The sequence below is a fragment of the Rhodococcus sp. 852002-51564_SCH6189132-a genome (assembly GCF_001665495.1).
Classification (GTDB): Bacteria; Actinomycetota; Actinomycetes; order Mycobacteriales; family Mycobacteriaceae; genus Rhodococcus; species Rhodococcus pyridinivorans.
The window spans coordinates 1-15,232 of record NZ_LZMJ01000029.1 but is presented as its reverse complement, the minus strand read 5'-3'; the positions used below and the strand labels follow the sequence as shown (position 1 = coordinate 15,232).

The window sequence follows — 15,232 nt, the reverse complement described above, 5'->3', positions numbered from 1 at the left end:
GGTGAGGGGCATGACTGTCTCCCGGGATCTCGACATCGTTATCTACGGCGCCACCGGCTTCGTCGGGCGCCTCACCGCCGCCTATCTCGCCGAGAACCTCCCCGACGGCGTCGCCGTCGGACTCGCAGGACGTTCACGCACCAAACTCGAGAAGCTCGCCGCCGACCTCGGAACCGACTGGCGGCTGATCGAGGCGAACGCCGACGATCCCGCCTCGCTGACCGCGCTCGCCGAGTCCACCCGCGTGGTGATCACGACCGTCGGTCCCTACGCCACGTACGGGCTGCCGCTCGTGCAGGCGTGCGCCGAGGCCGGCACCGACTACGTCGACCTCACCGGCGAGGTGCTCTTCCACCGCGAGAGCATCGACCGCTTCGACGACGTGGCCCGGCGCACCGGCGCCCGCATAGTCCACTCGTGCGGTTTCGACTCCGTCCCGTCCGACCTCGGCGTCCATGCGCTCTACCGCGCCGCGGAGGCCGACGGCAACCTGCCGCTCACCGACACGACCTTCGTGCTCGGCTCCTTCCGCGGCGGGGTGAGCGGCGGAACCATCGATTCGCTCCGGCAACAGCTCGACGCGGTCCGCAAGGATGCCGCCGCACGGAAGATCGCCGCGCGCCCGTACTCGCTGTCCCCCGATCGGGCTCGGGAACCCGATCTCGGTCGCCAGAACGACTTCGCGTTCGTCGACGGCAAATCCGTGGCGCCGGAGATTTCGGGGCGGCTCGCACCGTTCGTGATGGCCTCCTACAACACCCGCATCGTGCGACGCAGCAACGCGTTGCGCGACTGGGCCTACGGACGCCGGTTCCGCTACCGGGAGGTGATGAGTGTCGGCTCCTCACCGCTCTCCCCCGTCCTCGCCGGGCTCGTCGGACTCGGCACGGGAGCCCTCGCCGCCGGCCTGTCGTTCCCGCCCACGCGGTTCGTCCTCGACAAGCTCCTGCCCGCGCCCGGTGAGGGACCGTCGGAGGAGACCCGCGAGAACGGTTACTTCACGGTGGATCTGTACGCTTCGACCGAATCGGGAGCCCGCTACACCGCGCGGTTCTCCGCGCAGGGCGACCCAGGTTACAAGGCCACGGCCGTGATGCTCGGCGAGTCCGCCCTCTCGCTCGCCCTCGGCGGCGCGGCCCTGCACGCCGGTGGCGGTGTCCTCACCCCCGCGGTGGCCTTCGGGGACGTGCTGACCGAACGGCTCCGCACGGCCGGTTTCGAGATCTCCGCGCGCCGCCTCGGCTGACCTCGCCTCCGGCGCGCCCGATCGGCGCGCCGGGCCCGCCGAGTGTGGCTCCGTCGCTTCGACGGGCTATGCTCGACCGGACCGGACGATCCGCGCGCGGAACGAGACCTGAGGACGTGACCATGGCTGCGACGAGTACCGAGATGGCTCCGGCCGCTCGTCTCGCGCTCATGCCGTTCTGGCCGACCCGTCGCGGCGCCTGCTTCGATTGTCTGTGTTGCACCCGGGAGTGTTGCTGAGCGCTTCGCCGCTCGTCCAACTTTTCGGGTTCTTCCAGCTTTCGGAGCCAACGCATGTTCAATCTGCTCATCTTCACGCTCGTCGGTGTCGGCGCACAGCTCGTCGACGGCGCACTCGGCATGGCCTTCGGTGTCACCGCGACCACCCTGCTGCTGTTCAGCGGTGTCGGTCCGGCGCACGCGAGCGCCGCCGTGCACCTCGCCGAGGTCGGAACCACCCTCGTCTCCGGTGCCTCGCACTGGCGGTTCCGCAACATCGACTGGAAGGTCGTGCTGCGACTCGGTGTTCCCGGTGCCATCGGCGCCTTCCTCGGCGCGACCGTGCTGTCGGGACTGTCCACCGAGGCCGCCGAACCGGTGACCGCCGGAATCCTGCTGGCCATCGGCGTATACGTCGCGTTGCGCTTCTCGGTACGACCCCCTGCGGTCGCCCACGCCCGCACCTCCCCGCACACCGCGAAATTCCTGTCGCCTCTGGGCTTCTTCGGCGGCTTCATCGACGCGAGCGGCGGTGGCGGCTGGGGACCGATCACCACCAGCACCCTGCTCTCCCGCGGTAAGACGGCACCGCGCACCGTGATCGGTTCGGTGAGCGCGTCGGAGTTCCTCGTCGCGGTCGCGGCGAGCGTCGGCTTCCTGTTCGGGCTCGGCCACGACTCCCTCGGCAATCTCGTGATCGTCGCCGGTCTCGCGCTCGGCGGTGCCCTCGCGGCGCCGGTCGCGGCCTGGCTGGTCAGCCGCGTCCCTGCGACGCTGCTCGGTACCGGCGTCGGCGGTGTCATCGTGCTGACCAACGCGCACAAGCTCGCCAAGACTGTCGACCTCTCCGGCGCGGCGCTGGCGGCGCTCTACCTCGCCATCGTCGCTGTGTGGCTCACGCTGCTGATCGTGTCCTGGAAGCGTTCGCGCCTCACCCCCGCGGAGAAGAGCGGTTCGCTCGAACCGCTGGCGCAGCCGACGCCGGCGGCACTGCTCGAAGGTACCGACGCGACGCCTCTCCCCGGGGCCCGTCCGGAGCCTCGGGAGGTGCCCGGACACAACGAAACTCGCCTGAATTCCACCACGTCACCACGGACTCCCGACGGGGCCTGATAATCGCTGTTATGCCCGCGTGCGGTGGTGCTTCCCGATCCCGCCATCGAAGCGGCCGGCGGATTCGCGCACAGCATGCCGATCGACATGGCCCGGCACCGCCTTCACCGCGGCCGGCGTCGAACTCCCCCAGGCCTGCGTGTCGATCACCGTCGGCGGCCGCGATGCCGCGATGGTCCTCGATCCGGCAGGTGGCGTGGCGGTCGCCAAGCAGCTTCTCGGGCTGTAACGCACGGTGTCGCAGCCCTCGACCGCCCGGGCAGAACCAAGATCACATACAACTCGTACGGACGCTACGATGCGCCGTGGGAATCTGCCCCGATACGCCGTCGCATCCGCGACCCTCGCCGGCGCTCTGCTCCTCGGAGCGTGCTCCTCCGGCGACGACGCCACCTCCGACACCGACACCGTCAGCGAACCGACCGGCCTCGGCAGCGACATCCTCGCCCGCTTCGACTCGTGCGACGATGTCGCGCCCGCCGTCGCCCCCTACATCGAGCGGCACTGAGCCTGCGCTCCTCGAGCGGCGTGGACGAGTACAGCGTCTACTGCGCATGGGAGACCCCGGACAGCGTCACCAACCTCGACGAGATCCGGTCGGTGGAGATCGTCCTGCCACCGGGATCCGGCAACGTCCCGTCGGCGAGCGACCTCGAAACCGGCGGTCTCGAACCACTCCCCGACGCACGACGCGTAGATCGCCACCGGGACGACGAGAATCCCTGCCGCCGAAGCGCACACGGCGACCATGGCGAACACTGCGAAGGTGTAGAGACCGACCACCCATGGGCGGGTCCGCAGCACGCTCGACCGCCGGTGCGGCCGGAACGCGACGATGTAGGTGAGCTGGGCGCACAGGACGAGACCCACCAGCACCAGGAACGCGGCATCACCGTCGACGAGGTCGGGTGCGCTGTCCCCCAGCCATGAGACTCCCAGTGCCACAAGCGCGCCCACGACCAGCCGGTCGCGCGGTGCGGACGTGACGAGAACGAGTCCGAGCGCGAGCAGCGGCATGAGGAACCACTGCGAAACGTCGGTGAACGCCGAATCGGGCGCGAGAGCCCGAAAACGAGATGAGCCGCCGCGACAATCGCGAACGCACCGAGAACGGTGACGGCGATCGTGCGGCGGCTCACGGGATCAGGAGTCCTCGCCGGACGTTCCGGGGTCGTGCACCCCGTCGAAGGCGTCGAGCAGGCGTTGCGCGGCGAGTGCGGCGGTCAGCGAACCGTCGCGCACCCCGGCCTCGACGTCCTTGCGGATCGCCCGCACGCGCGGGGAGGTCTCGAGACGACGCAACAGCTGGTCGTGCACCATCGTCCACGTCCAGTCCACCTGCTGACGGCGCCGGTTCTCGTCGAACATGCCCGCCTCGGTGAGCACTTTCTTGTGCTCGAGCACGGTGTCCCAGAAGGTGTCCAGACCGTTGCCGGTCATGCCGCTCATGGTGATCACCGGCGGCTTCCAGATCGCGTCGTGCGGATGCACCATGCGCATCGCGCCGGCGAGTTCGCGGGCGGCGACCCGCGCGTCGCGTTCGAACTCCCCGTCGGCCTTGTTGACGGCAACGAGGTCGGCGAGTTCGAGCACGCCCTTCTTGATGCCCTGCAGCTGGTCGCCGGTGCGGGCCAAGGTCAGGAAGCAGAAGGTGTCGACCATGTTCGCGACGGTCACCTCGGACTGTCCGACACCGACGGTCTCGACGAGGATCACGTCGAAACCGGCAGCCTCGAGCAGCACCATCGTCTCGCGGGTGGCCTTCGCGACCCCGCCGAGCGTGCCGGCCGAGGGCGACGGGCGGATGTAGGCGTCCCGCTGCACCGCGAGCCGCGCCATCCGTGTCTTGTCGCCGAGGATCGAACCACCCGTGCGGGTCGACGACGGGTCGACGGCCAGCACCGCGACCCGATGCCCCTGCTCGAGCAGATGCATGCCGAGCGCGTCGATGAAGGTCGACTTGCCGACACCGGGCACACCGGTGATACCGACACGAATCGCGTTGCCCGCGTTGGGAAGCAGGCGCAGCAGCAACTGCTGCGCCCGCTCCCGATGGTCGTCGCGGGTCGACTCGACCAACGTGATGGCCCGCGCGAGGCCGGCCCGCTCGTTGGCGAGCACGGCCTCGGCGAGGGCGTCGACGTCGATCTGCCGTCGGCGGGTCTGCGCGGCGCCGACCGAGGAGTCGCTCATGCCGACGTCAGCCTCCGAGGTGGTGGCCGAGCTGCGCGGCGAGCTTGGTCAGCAGACCGGTCGCCGCATCCGCGATCACGGTTCCGGGCGGGAAGATCGCCGCCGCACCCGCCGCGTAGAGCTCGTCGAAGTCGCCCGGCGGGATGACACCACCGACGACGATCATGATGTCCTCGCGGCCCACCTCGGCCAGCGCCTGCTTGAGGGCAGGGACCAGCGTCAGGTGACCCGCGGCCAACGACGACACGCCGACGACGTGCACGTCGTTGTCGGCCGCCTGCTGGGCGACCTCTTCGGGGGTCTGGAACAGCGGTCCCACGTCGACGTCGAATCCGAGGTCGGCGAAGGCCGTGGCGATCACCTTCTGGCCTCGGTCGTGACCGTCCTGGCCCATCTTCGCGACGAGGATGCGGGGGCGACGACCCTCCTCCTCGGCGAACTTCTCGACCAGTTCGGTTGCGGCGGTGATGTTGGTGGCCTTGCCGGCCTCGTCGCGGTACACGCCGCTGATCGTACGGATCTCGGCCTGGTGGCGGCCGTAGACCTTCTCCAGGGCGTCCGAGATCTCACCGACGGTGGCCTTCGCGCGGGCCGCGTCGATGGCCAGCGCGAGCAGATTGTTGTCGAGACCCTGGCTCTGCGCACCGGCGGCGCGGGTGAGCGCGTCGAGGGCGGCGCGGGTGGCCTCCTCGTCCCGGTCGGCGCGCAGTTGCTCGAGCTTGGCCAGCTGCTCGGCCCGCACACGCGAGTTCTCGACCTTGAGGACCTCGATCTCGTGGTCCTCTGTCACCTGGTACTTGTTGACGCCGATGACGGGCTGACGACCGGAGTCGATGCGCGCCTGGGTGCGGGCGGCCGCCTCCTCGATGCGCAGCTTCGGGATGCCCTCCGAGATCGCCTGCGCCATACCGCCGGCGGCCTCGACCTCGGCGATGTGGGCGCGGGCCTTGTCGGCCAGCTCGTGGGTGAGCCACTCGACGTAGTGCGAGCCGCCCCACGGGTCGATGGGCCGCGTGGTGCCCGACTCCTGCTGCAGCAGCAGCTGGGTGTTGCGGGCGATGCGCGCCGAGAAGTCGGTGGGCAGTGCCAGCGCCTCGTCGAGCGCGTTGGTGTGCAGCGACTGGGTGTGGCCCTGGGTCGCGGCCATCGCCTCGACGCACGTGCGGGCGACGTTGTTGAAGACGTCCTGCGCGGTGAGCGACCAGCCGGAGGTCTGCGAGTGGGTGCGCAGCGACTTCGACTTCGGATTCTTCGCCCCGAACTTCTCGACGAGCTCGCTCCACAGCAGGCGACCTGCGCGCAGCTTCGCGACCTCCATGAAGAAGTTCATGCCGATCGCCCAGAAGAACGACAGGCGCGGCGCGAACTTGTCGACGTCCATGCCGGCGTCGAGTCCGGCGCGGATGTACTCCATGCCGTCCGCGAGGGTGTACGCGAGCTCGAGGTCGGCCGTCGCGCCGGCTTCCTGGATGTGGTAGCCGGAGATCGAGATCGAGTTGAAGCGCGGCATCTTCGCCGAGGTGTACGCGAAGATGTCGGAGATGATCCGCATCGACGGCTTCGGCGGGTAGATGTAGGTGTTGCGGACCATGAACTCCTTCAGAATGTCGTTCTGGATGGTTCCGGCCAGCTGCTCGGGCTTGACGCCCTGCTCCTCCGCCGCCACGACGTACAGCGCCAGGATCGGCAGCACCGCGCCGTTCATGGTCATCGACACCGACACCTGCGACAGATCGATGCCGTCGAACAACTGACGCATGTCGAGGATCGAGTCGATCGCGACACCGGCCATACCGACGTCACCCTGTACACGCGGGTGATCGGAGTCGTAGCCGCGGTGCGTGGCCAGGTCGAAGGCCACCGACAGGCCCTTCTGACCGGCGGCGAGGTTGCGCCGGTAGAAGGCGTTGGACTCGGCGGCGGTGGAGAAGCCGGCGTACTGCCGGATGGTCCACGGCTGGTTCACGTACATCGTCGGGTACGGCCCGCGCACGAACGGGGCCAGACCCGGGTAGCTGCCGAGCGGGTAGCCCTCGGCGACGACGGCGTCGCGGTCGGCCTTGGTGTAGACCGGCTTGACGTCGATGCCCTCGGGCGTCGACCACACGACGTCTTCGGTGCTGTAGTTGTTCGCCTCGGCGACGGACTCGACGAGCGCGGCGGCCTGCTCCGCGGTGGGAGCGGTGGGCGCCGGCGCGGCCGGGTCCGTCAACGGGACGTCGGCGAAGCTGCCGATTTCGTGTTCGATGCTCACTTACGCTCCCAGAGTGTTCAGCAGGTCGGTGAGGGCGGCGACGGCGTCGATGCGCGCGGTGAGGAAGCCGTCCGGACGATCGTCCCCCTGCGCGTCCTTCACGGCCTTCTCGGGTCCGGCCAGCAGCACCGTCGTGATCCCCGCCGCACGCAGCGCAGAGGTGGCCGTACCGGCCTGCTCGCCGTAGCGGGTGTCGGTGCCGCACAGCACGGCGACGGACGTTCCGGTGTCGCCCACCAGGGACGACAGGTCGGCGTCGAGATCGAGCGGTCCGGGATTGACCGCTTCGATGCCACCGGCGGCGAGCAGGTTCGTCGCGAAGGTCGCCCGTACGTTGTGTTCGGCGATCGGCCCGAGCGGGGCGAGCAGCACCCGCGGGCGGGCACCGTGCGAGGCCAGGTAGGTGTCCGAGCGGTCGCGCAGCGCCTCGAACGGTGCGGCGTACCGCGCGGCGGACGCGCCGGCCTCGGCGACACCGACCGGCAGCGGCTTCTCGGCCAGGTTCGGGAATTCGTTGACCCCGGTCACCGAGAACGTGCGGTGCGCGATGTCGGACTCGCGGCGGGCACGCGTCTGCGCGACACGCTCGGCGATCAGTCCTGCCTCGAGAGCGGCGCGGTAGCCACCGGCCGCCTCGATCTCCTGGAAGAAGCCCCATGCCTTCTCTGCGATCTGCGCGGTCAGTTCCTCGACGTACCAGGAACCGGCGGCGGGATCGAGAACGCGCCCGAGGTTGGACTCCTCGAGCAGCAGCAGCTGGGTGTTGCGGGCGATCCGGGCGGAGAACGCCTCGGACACCTCGAGCACACCGGCCGGCAGTGCGGAGTCGAACGGCAGGACCGTGACGGCGTCGGCGCCACCGACACCCGCGCCGAACGCAGCGAGGGTCGTGCGCAGCATGTTCACCCACGGATCGCGCTGGGCCATCATCGCCGCGGAGGTCACGGCGTGCTGCGGAGCGTTGCCGGCCTCGGGGGCACCGGCGACCTGGGCGACGCGCGCCCACACCTGACGACCCGCGCGGAACTTGGCGATGGTCTGGAACTGGTCGTCGGTCGCGGCGAGACGGAACTCGAGCTGACCGAGCGCGGCCGCAACGGGAACCCCGGCGTCGACGAGTGCTCGCACATAATCGAGGCCGGCGGCGATTGCGGCACCGAGTTCTTCGGCGTCGGACGAACCGGCGTTGTGGAAGGCGGTGCCGTCCACGGTGAGGGCACGCACCGCTTCGGTGCGGTCGGCGGCAGCCCGTGCCAGCTCGACGGCCTCGTCGAGAGATACGTCGGGACGCTCGGAGAACGCGCTGGTGAGCGGCGCTGCACCGAGGAAGATGCGCACGGCGGCGCGGTCCTCGATATCGGTGCGGTTGTCGAGCACGGAGTACACGGCGGTGGTCGCTGCGACCGCGTCGGCACCGGCGTCGAGACGGACCGGCGCGAGGTCGAGGAGCACACCGTTGAGCGCGGTGTCGAGCGCGTCCACGGGGACCGCGCCGGCGCCGAGACCGAGCCACACCGAACTGACGCCGTTGTTCAGGGCGTCGAGGATGCGCTCGTTGACCGAGGCCGCGTCGGTGCCGGTGAACCGGACGTCGACGAGCCAGCCGGTGTTGACGTCGCGCGTGGACGAGCCGCCGCGGACGAACGGGAACTCACCGGGCAGCGGCGCTTCGTCGCGCTCGTCGCGGACGCCGTACAGCGGCGCGACGGTGACGTCGTCGTAGGTCGTGGTCTCGAGCAGACGCTGCGGCTCGGGTCCGAGTTCGGCCGGGTCGACACGTCGGGACTTGGCCAGCACCCCCGCCACCGCGTCCTGCCACTGCGCATATGCGCGCGCGGCATCCTCGGCTTCTGCAGCTAATGACACGGGCGATTCCTCCTACTGCGGGTTTGCAGGCTTTGTACGGACGGCGTTGTCGGCCGGAGGTGGGCAACCTCGAAATGGGTAGGTTGCCTTCGGTGTGATGCTATCCCCGCACATCGCGCGATCGTTGTGGGGATCACCACAGTTTTTCTAGCGCTCGATAACGACGTCCTCGATCGGAACGTTATCGTGCCGCCTTCGTCACTCTGCTCGCGGGATGCAAGAGACCGCCCGGCCGGTAGTGTGGACGCTCGTGACGAGGCTTGCCGCAGACCGCAGAGTGCTCGGCATCCTGGGCCTGGTGGCGGCTCTCGTCGTCGTAGCTCTCGTGGTGCCGCATCCGACGATCGCCCAGATCCGGGAGTGGTCGGAATCGGTGCACGGCCCGGCAATTGTCCTGGCGTTCTTCGCCGTCCACGCCCTGGTCACGATCGCCCCGATTCCGCGCACGGTGTTCACCCTCAGCGCCGGCGTGCTGTTCGGCAGTGCCGTCGGTATCGGCGTGACGGTCGCCGCCTCCACGGTCAGCGCCGTCCTGGCGTTCCTGCTCGTGCGGGCCGTCGGACGCAAGGCCGTGGAATCGCGCCTCACGCACCCGGCGGCGAAAGCGATCGATCTGCGGCTGGCACGCCGCGGATGGCTCGCGGTCGGCTCCCTGCGGCTGATCGCCGCCGCCCCGTTCTTCGTCGTGAACTGTTGCTGCGCCGTCTCGGCGGTCCGTCTCGTCCCCTACACACTCGCGACGGTCGTGGGCATCCTGCCGGGCACTGTGGCGGTCGTACTCCTCGGCGACGCCCTGACCGGGCAGACCGATCCGCGGCTGATGGTGATCACCGGGGTGTGCATCGCGCTCGGTCTCGCCGGGCTGTTGCTCGAGGCTCGACTCCCCGAGCCCGCCGGTTCGGCGCTCGACGCCGTCGTCGAGCCGGATCAGGATCCGGCGACGAGATAGTCGGCCAGAATCGGGCCGAGGACGGCGAGCACGGCCGGGGTCATCATCTCCAGATGGTCGCAGTCGATCGTGTGCTCGGTGATCGTGCCGGACACCCACGGCCGCCACAGGGCCGGTGACGCAGCGTCGTCCGTGCCGAGCGATCGCGCCGCGGCGACGAACAGCAGGTCGCCGTCGAAACATCGCAGGTCGAGCGTCGGCGCGGCCCGATGGACGTGCGCATAGGCCGTGAGGATCCGCTCCAGGTCGGCGGTGGACAGTCCGGTCTCGTGCCCGAGACTGCGGTTCACCGCGTCGAGCAGCTACTCGGAGGTCATCTCGTCCGGCGTCGCGTGAGGCAGTTCGATGCCCAGTCCCGCCAGCAGCTCCGCGTGGGTGTGGGCACGCCGCTCGCGTTCGAGCGGGTAGTAATCGAGGACGACCAGGTCGACGGTCTCCCCCGCGGCGCGCAGTTCGACACCCATGTGGTGGGCGATCAGTCCGCCCTGGGACCAGCCGAGCACGGTGTAGGGACCTTGCGGTTGCACGGCCCGCATCTCCTCGACGTAGCGGTGCGCCAGTTCGGCGGGCGTCGCGTCGAGGGGTCCGCCCGAGAGGTACGGCAGTTGCAGCCCGTACACCGGCCGATCCGGCAGGTGGCGCAGCAGTCCCGCGTACACCCAGGACAAGCCGATCGCGACCTCAGCGGCTTCGAGGTGATCGACGTCGTCCACACGGAATTCAAGTCGCGGTTCGTCGAACACGGTTTCATGCTCGGCCAGTTCTACCCGGGCTGCACCCAGCCGGGTCTGTGGAATCACGACTTCCATCCACTCGACGCCCCGTTGCCGATGCTGGTCGCCCGCCACATGATGACGACCGATTTCCCGTTTCTCGTTGGTCGCCAGGAATGGCTGTGCGCCTACTTCAAGAAGTTCGCCCCGGCACTGCCGTCGACACTCCGCCTCACCATCGCGAAACGGATGAAGTACGACGGCGATGCGGTGGACGCGATCACCGCACATCATGAGCTGACGGGGAACGAGCCGGGCCGATAGGCTGTACGCGTCCCTGTCCCACATTCCGGTCGTCAAGCTTCAGGTCTTGATTATCGACAATCAAGCCCTCACACTTGACGCATGTTCGTCTTGACGGTCGACCAGCGGAGCAGCCGCCGAGACATCGACCGCGTGGCGGACCTCCTCACCGAACTGCAGGATGTTCCGCTGGTACGGCCCTTCGAGCGCACCGCGGGCGACGAGGTCCAGGCCGTCGCGGACGATCCCGCCCTCGTCGTCGATCTCGTCCTCGACCTCCTCCGGAGGGAACGCTGGAGTATCGGGGTGGGAATCGGCCCGGTGGAGACCCCGCTCCCCGAACAGACACGCGCCGGCCGCGGACCCGCCTTCGAACACGCCCGCACCGCCGTCGAACGCGCCAAGAACGCCCCTGGGCAGGTCGCGGCCGAAGGCGACGACACCGAGGCCACCGCCGACGTCGACGCCGCGCTCACCCTGCTCGCCACCGTCGTCCTGCGCCGCACAGACCAGGGGCACGAGGCGGTCGACCTCGCTCGTCAGGGCCTGTCGCAGGCGCGGATCGCCGAGCGTCTCGGCATCAGCAAACAAGCGGTGTCCCAGCGCCTCGCCACCGCCGGGTGGCAGGCCGAACTGGCCGGACGCGAACTCGTGCGGCGACTCCTGGAAAGGGCCGACCGTTGACCGTCCTCTCACTGGTGTGCCTGGCCGTGGCTGCTCTCGCACCCGCACTCGCGCTGCGCCCGAGCATGCCGGTGTGGCCGGCCGCCTCGTTGAGCATTGCGGGTCTCGCCGGTTCAGCCCTCGCCGCCACCGCGACCACACCGGTTCAGGGAGTCGCGCTCGCGGCCACGCTGATTCTCACCGCCACGGCGGCGATCACCGGGGGCGGACCCGCGGTCCTCGTGGCGTTCCGGATCGCGCGGCGGCAACCCGATGCCGGTCCCGAGCCCACCCCTCCCCCGGGCCCGCTCCGCGGCGGACGCGTCATCGGCGTGCTCGAACGCGGAGCGGTCACCGCCTCGATCCTCGCCGGATGGCCTGAAGGGATCGCCGTCATCATGGCGGTGAAGGGTCTCGCCCGTTATCCCGAACTACGCGAACCGAACGCCTCCGAACAGTTCATCATCGGCACGTCCACCTCGGTGCTGTGGGCGGTCGCGGTGTGCGGAGTCGGGCAGGCGCTGATCACCTGACGCCGGGATCTCCACCGTCAGGTCTTCTTCAGCGCCCTCCCCTTGTGCATCGCGACGTGATCGGTCTTGTCGCTCCGGATCTCGTACTGCGGCTCGTCCTCGCTGCACCGCCGCGTGCGCCCCTTGAACTCCACGTCCTCCGTGTGCTTCGCGATGATCACACCCTCGACGTATCCGGCTTCGGAGTTCCATCGGACATGGTCACCGACGGAGAAGTGGGTCGCCATGTCGTCGTCCTCCCGATCGGCTCGCTTCCTGTGGCAGTCGGATAACCGTCTCCCATCGGTCCTACACCCCAGGACGATCAGTCCGTCCGATGCTCCGCGGGATCCGCGGACCCCTCGGCGACGGCACGGAAACGTTCGAGGTCCTCCGGACGGAACTCGGGCCGGGCGACCACCGCGTCGACGAGCAGACGCAACTGGTGCTGCAAGGCCGGCACCGACCCGGTGCGCCCCTGCTCGGAGAGATGATCGATGAGCATGCGCAGCACCCGGGCGAGCGCCGTGGCCACGTGCAGCTGCGCCGAGCCGGCCTGCCGGATCTGTTCGAAGGCGTGCTCGATGTACTCGTCGGGCGACAGGATCCACGGACGCAGCAGAATCCGGCCGTCCGCACCCCCGATCGCCGGCACCGGACTGTCGGTGACCAGCAGGGTGCGCAGCAGACTGCCGAGCCGGAGCACCACCTCGGTGGCGGTCGTCGGGTCGTTGATCGCCTGGCTCAGTGCGCGCAGCGCGATGTCGACGAGTTGCCGCAGCGCGAAGTCCACGTCCTGTTGCATGGTGCGCGTGTTCGAGATCTCCACGGCCGCCTCGAGCCGCCGCAGGACCACCGCCCGTTCCGGCTTCGGATGGATCCGCAGCAGCGGTTCCCCGCAGTGAATGTACGCGCCGGGACGCGTCTCCATCCGCACGACCGAACCCGGCGGTACCACGGCGAGAACGAGCTCGGCCGGCGCCTGGGTCACCCAGCCGTCGCGCCGGGCGTACACCGTCGCCCCCTCGGTGAAATCCGGCTCCGGCACCCGGTCGACGTGGATCTCGCCGCGCGAACTCCGGCTCGTGTTCGAGATGACCTTCTCGGCCTCCGAGGCGATGCTGCGCACCACCTCCCCGACCTGCAGACCGTGGGCCAGCCGGTTGAGATAGGCGATGATGAGCACCACGGTCGACACCGCGAGGACCACAGCGAGGGTGGTCGACAGTGTCGGGGCAGGTGCGGCGTCGTCCGCGCCGATGTGGCGCAGTGTCAGCACGCAGTAGACGAAGGTCGCCACCAGCACCCCGATCACCGTCTGGCTGGCCCGATCCCGGATGAAGGACCGCATCACCCGCGGCGAGAACTGGCTGCTGGCCAGCTGCAGGCTCACGACGGTCAACGAGAAGACGACACCGGCGGTGGTGATCGTGGCACCCGCCACGGTGCTCAGCAGCCAGATCGCGGCGTTGCTGTTCATCTTCATGCCCCACGCGAAGGGGCCGAAGGCCCGATCGATGTAGCCGCTCACCTCCGCGAGCACGGCTCCGGCGACGACGACCAGCGCGGGCAGCGCGAACAGACTCTCCCGGAATCGGTATACGCCCGCGGCGATCCGCAACTGCATCCACGGTCTCGGCAGAGCACTCATGTCGACCAAGCTAACCATCCGCAATCCGTACCGCGGGCACTCGCAGCGAGCTGTGGGCACACGCACCGGATGTCCCCTACGGCACGGTTACGGCAAGTCCATGAGATACTCGACGGACAATTGAACAGCCACCGAACCGCGGCGGGAGAGTCCCGCACACAGCGGGCGCCGAAGGAGCAACCTCCCCGGGAATCTCTCAGGCCCCCAGACCGCCACGGCGAGGCTCCTCTGGAAAGCAACTCTTCCGGGTTCACCGAAGGTGTAAGCGGCTCCGTCCGCGAAAGCTCTCAGGTCCGATGACAGAGCGGGGAACGACAACACCCGCTGGTGCTCGTTTCGTGCACCCTGGACCCGAGGTAGACGTGTGACCGTTTCCCTGGGCGCGCCCCTGCGCGCCGATGATGCCCTGGGCGCGCCTTCGCGAGCCGATCATGCCCTGGGTGCGCCTTCGCGAGCCGAGCATGCGCTGCTCGAGCAGCGCGCCGAAATTGCACCGACCGAGTCGCGTGGCACTGTTCTCCCTTCCTCCCTCGCCCCGAAGTCGCCGCCGCGTACGAACCGGCGACTCGGGATCGCCGCGATCGTGCTGTCCGCGACCGCGATGGGCGCCGCAGGATTGTTCGGCCGCAAGGCCACTCCCGAAGGCGCGGTGCTCGGTGAAGCACTGACGCTCGGGCGGATGGCGGTCGGAGCGATCGGCATGCTCGTCCTGATCGCGCTGTCCCGCCGCCTCGGACAGTTGCGCCGGACCCGCCTGTCCTGGTCGGTCGTCGGTGGCGGTGTGCTCCTCGGACTGTCCCTCGCGACCTATCTGTCCGCCACGGTGTTGACCGACCTGTCCCGTGCCGTGGTTCTCCATTACCTCGGCCCCGTCGTCGCGACGGCCCTCGCCCGGGTGTTCCTGAAGGAGAGGGTCGGTCGCCTCGACGCCCTGTCGATCGGCACGGCGTTCGCCGGCATGTTGCTCGCCGCCGGCCTGGTGGGCGGTGAATCGTCCGGGGGCGAGCACGAGACGCTGGGTACCGTGCTGGGCGCCGCCTCGGGAGTCTTCTACGGCGGGGCCCTGCTGTGCTACCGCTATCGCACCGACATGCCGTCCGACGTCCGGTCCCTGTGGAACTTCGTCTTCGGCGCCGTCGCGGCAGGTGGGATGGTCGCGGTGACCCGACCCGACCTGTCGGGGATGACCGCGACGCACTGGTTGTGGGCCGGTGGGTTCTTCGTCGTCTGTGGTCTGTTCGCGCTGGGGCTGCTCGTCGTCGCAGGCAAGCACCTCCGCGCCGCGGAACTGTCCGGCCTGTCCTACCTCGAAGTCGTGGTCGCGCTGATGATCGGCATGGTCGCCTTCGGAGAGTCCGTGACCGTGCTCGCCGCCGCGGGCGCCTGTCTCATCGTGGTGGCGATGGCACTGCCGATGCTCGGCCGCCGATGACGAGTGGGAGGGGGGGGGGGGGGGGGGGGGCCGCCCCCCCCCCCCGGGGGGGGTTGGGGGGTTGGGGGGGGGGGGGCGGGGGGGGGGGGGGGGGGGGGGGGGGGCGCGCCGGGGCCCGG

Annotated in this window: 16 protein-coding genes and 1 riboswitch; of the genes, 8 read left to right on the top strand and 8 right to left on the bottom strand. The window is 69.5% G+C overall.

Annotation, left to right across the window (positions count from 1 at the left end):
* Positions 1-10 precede the first annotated feature (10 nt).
* The 3 genes from A5767_RS05680 (at position 11) to A5767_RS22485 (ending at position 3,085) form a co-directional block, all read left to right on the top strand.
* Positions 11-1,246: a saccharopine dehydrogenase family protein gene (locus A5767_RS05680; RefSeq protein WP_033096643.1), complete on the top strand. Its 1,236-nt coding sequence runs from the start codon at positions 11-13 to the stop codon at positions 1,244-1,246.
* A gap of 293 nt (positions 1,247-1,539) precedes the next feature.
* On the top strand, positions 1,540-2,577 hold the full coding sequence (locus A5767_RS05675; RefSeq protein WP_064851871.1) for a sulfite exporter TauE/SafE family protein: 1,038 nt from the start codon (positions 1,540-1,542) through the stop codon (positions 2,575-2,577).
* Between the two features lie 298 nt (positions 2,578-2,875).
* Entirely contained in the window at positions 2,876-3,085 is a 210-nt protein-coding gene (locus A5767_RS22485) for a hypothetical protein (RefSeq protein ID WP_082937612.1), read from the top strand.
* Here the strand turns inward: A5767_RS22485 and A5767_RS22480 are convergent.
* From A5767_RS22480 to A5767_RS05655, 4 genes are all read right to left on the bottom strand, one after another.
* Complete coding sequence (locus A5767_RS22480) at positions 3,067-3,594, bottom strand: lysoplasmalogenase family protein (protein ID WP_082937611.1); 528 nt, start codon at positions 3,592-3,594, stop codon at positions 3,067-3,069. The genes A5767_RS22485 and A5767_RS22480 overlap by 19 nt on opposite strands.
* Positions 3,595-3,720: 126 nt before the next feature.
* Positions 3,721-4,770, bottom strand: a complete 1,050-nt coding sequence (gene meaB / locus A5767_RS05665) for a methylmalonyl Co-A mutase-associated GTPase MeaB (RefSeq protein WP_006551539.1) — start codon at positions 4,768-4,770, stop codon at positions 3,721-3,723.
* 7 nt (positions 4,771-4,777) lie between these two features.
* Positions 4,778-7,024 carry a methylmalonyl-CoA mutase gene (gene scpA, locus A5767_RS05660; protein ID WP_006551538.1) on the bottom strand — a complete coding sequence of 749 codons (2,247 nt, stop codon included), beginning with the start codon at positions 7,022-7,024 and terminating at the stop codon, positions 4,778-4,780.
* Positions 7,025-8,890 carry a methylmalonyl-CoA mutase family protein gene (locus tag A5767_RS05655; RefSeq protein WP_064256280.1) on the bottom strand — a complete coding sequence of 622 codons (1,866 nt, stop codon included), beginning with the start codon at positions 8,888-8,890 and terminating at the stop codon, positions 7,025-7,027.
* Positions 8,891-9,167: 277 nt separating this feature from the next.
* Between A5767_RS05655 and A5767_RS05650 the strand changes: the two genes are divergently transcribed.
* The gene (locus A5767_RS05650) at positions 9,168-9,839 is read left to right on the top strand and encodes a TVP38/TMEM64 family protein (protein WP_006551536.1); all 672 of its coding nucleotides are present in this window, start codon (positions 9,168-9,170) and stop codon (positions 9,837-9,839) included.
* On the opposite strand, the gene A5767_RS23005 is transcribed toward A5767_RS05650, so the two are convergent.
* Both A5767_RS23005 and A5767_RS22475 read right to left on the bottom strand, forming a co-directional pair.
* The gene (locus tag A5767_RS23005) at positions 9,818-10,129 is read right to left on the bottom strand and encodes a hypothetical protein (protein WP_064851870.1); all 312 of its coding nucleotides are present in this window, start codon (positions 10,127-10,129) and stop codon (positions 9,818-9,820) included. The two genes, A5767_RS05650 and A5767_RS23005, sit on opposite strands and share 22 nt — an antisense overlap.
* A 12-nt stretch (positions 10,130-10,141) precedes the next feature.
* A complete protein-coding gene (locus A5767_RS22475; protein WP_231913128.1) occupies positions 10,142-10,552 on the bottom strand; it encodes a thioesterase domain-containing protein in 411 nt (136 codons plus the stop codon).
* Between A5767_RS22475 and A5767_RS05635 the strand changes: the two genes are divergently transcribed.
* The 3 genes from A5767_RS05635 to A5767_RS05625 all read left to right on the top strand — a co-directional run bounded on the left by A5767_RS05635 (position 10,535) and on the right by A5767_RS05625 (position 12,051).
* Positions 10,535-10,876 (top strand): DUF6875 domain-containing protein, encoded by a 342-nt coding sequence (locus A5767_RS05635; RefSeq protein ID WP_019289313.1) that lies wholly within the window; start codon positions 10,535-10,537, stop codon positions 10,874-10,876. The two genes, A5767_RS22475 and A5767_RS05635, sit on opposite strands and share 18 nt — an antisense overlap.
* 81 nt (positions 10,877-10,957) lie before the next feature.
* Positions 10,958-11,539, top strand: coding sequence for a SatD family protein (locus A5767_RS05630; RefSeq protein ID WP_064851868.1), 582 nt, complete (start codon positions 10,958-10,960; stop codon positions 11,537-11,539).
* Positions 11,536-12,051 (top strand): hypothetical protein, encoded by a 516-nt coding sequence (locus A5767_RS05625; protein WP_006551531.1) that lies wholly within the window; start codon positions 11,536-11,538, stop codon positions 12,049-12,051. Before A5767_RS05630 ends, A5767_RS05625 begins: the two co-directional genes overlap by 4 nt.
* Before the next feature lie 17 nt (positions 12,052-12,068).
* Here A5767_RS05625 and A5767_RS05620 read toward each other — a convergent pair whose 3' ends face one another.
* Together A5767_RS05620 and A5767_RS05615 are read right to left on the bottom strand one after the other, a co-directional pair.
* On the bottom strand, positions 12,069-12,278 hold the full coding sequence (locus A5767_RS05620) for a DUF2945 domain-containing protein (RefSeq protein WP_064851867.1): 210 nt from the start codon (positions 12,276-12,278) through the stop codon (positions 12,069-12,071).
* A 77-nt stretch (positions 12,279-12,355) separates the two neighbouring features.
* Positions 12,356-13,681 (bottom strand): DUF2254 domain-containing protein, encoded by a 1,326-nt coding sequence (locus tag A5767_RS05615; protein ID WP_197483205.1) that lies wholly within the window; start codon positions 13,679-13,681, stop codon positions 12,356-12,358.
* A gap of 132 nt (positions 13,682-13,813) precedes the next feature.
* A riboswitch (glycine riboswitch) is annotated at positions 13,814-13,903 on the top strand.
* Positions 13,904-14,045: 142 nt separating this feature from the next.
* Between A5767_RS05615 and A5767_RS05610 the strand changes: the two genes are divergently transcribed.
* Positions 14,046-15,113, top strand: a complete 1,068-nt coding sequence (locus tag A5767_RS05610) for a DMT family transporter (protein WP_064851866.1) — start codon at positions 14,046-14,048, stop codon at positions 15,111-15,113.
* Positions 15,114-15,232 lie beyond the last annotated feature (119 nt).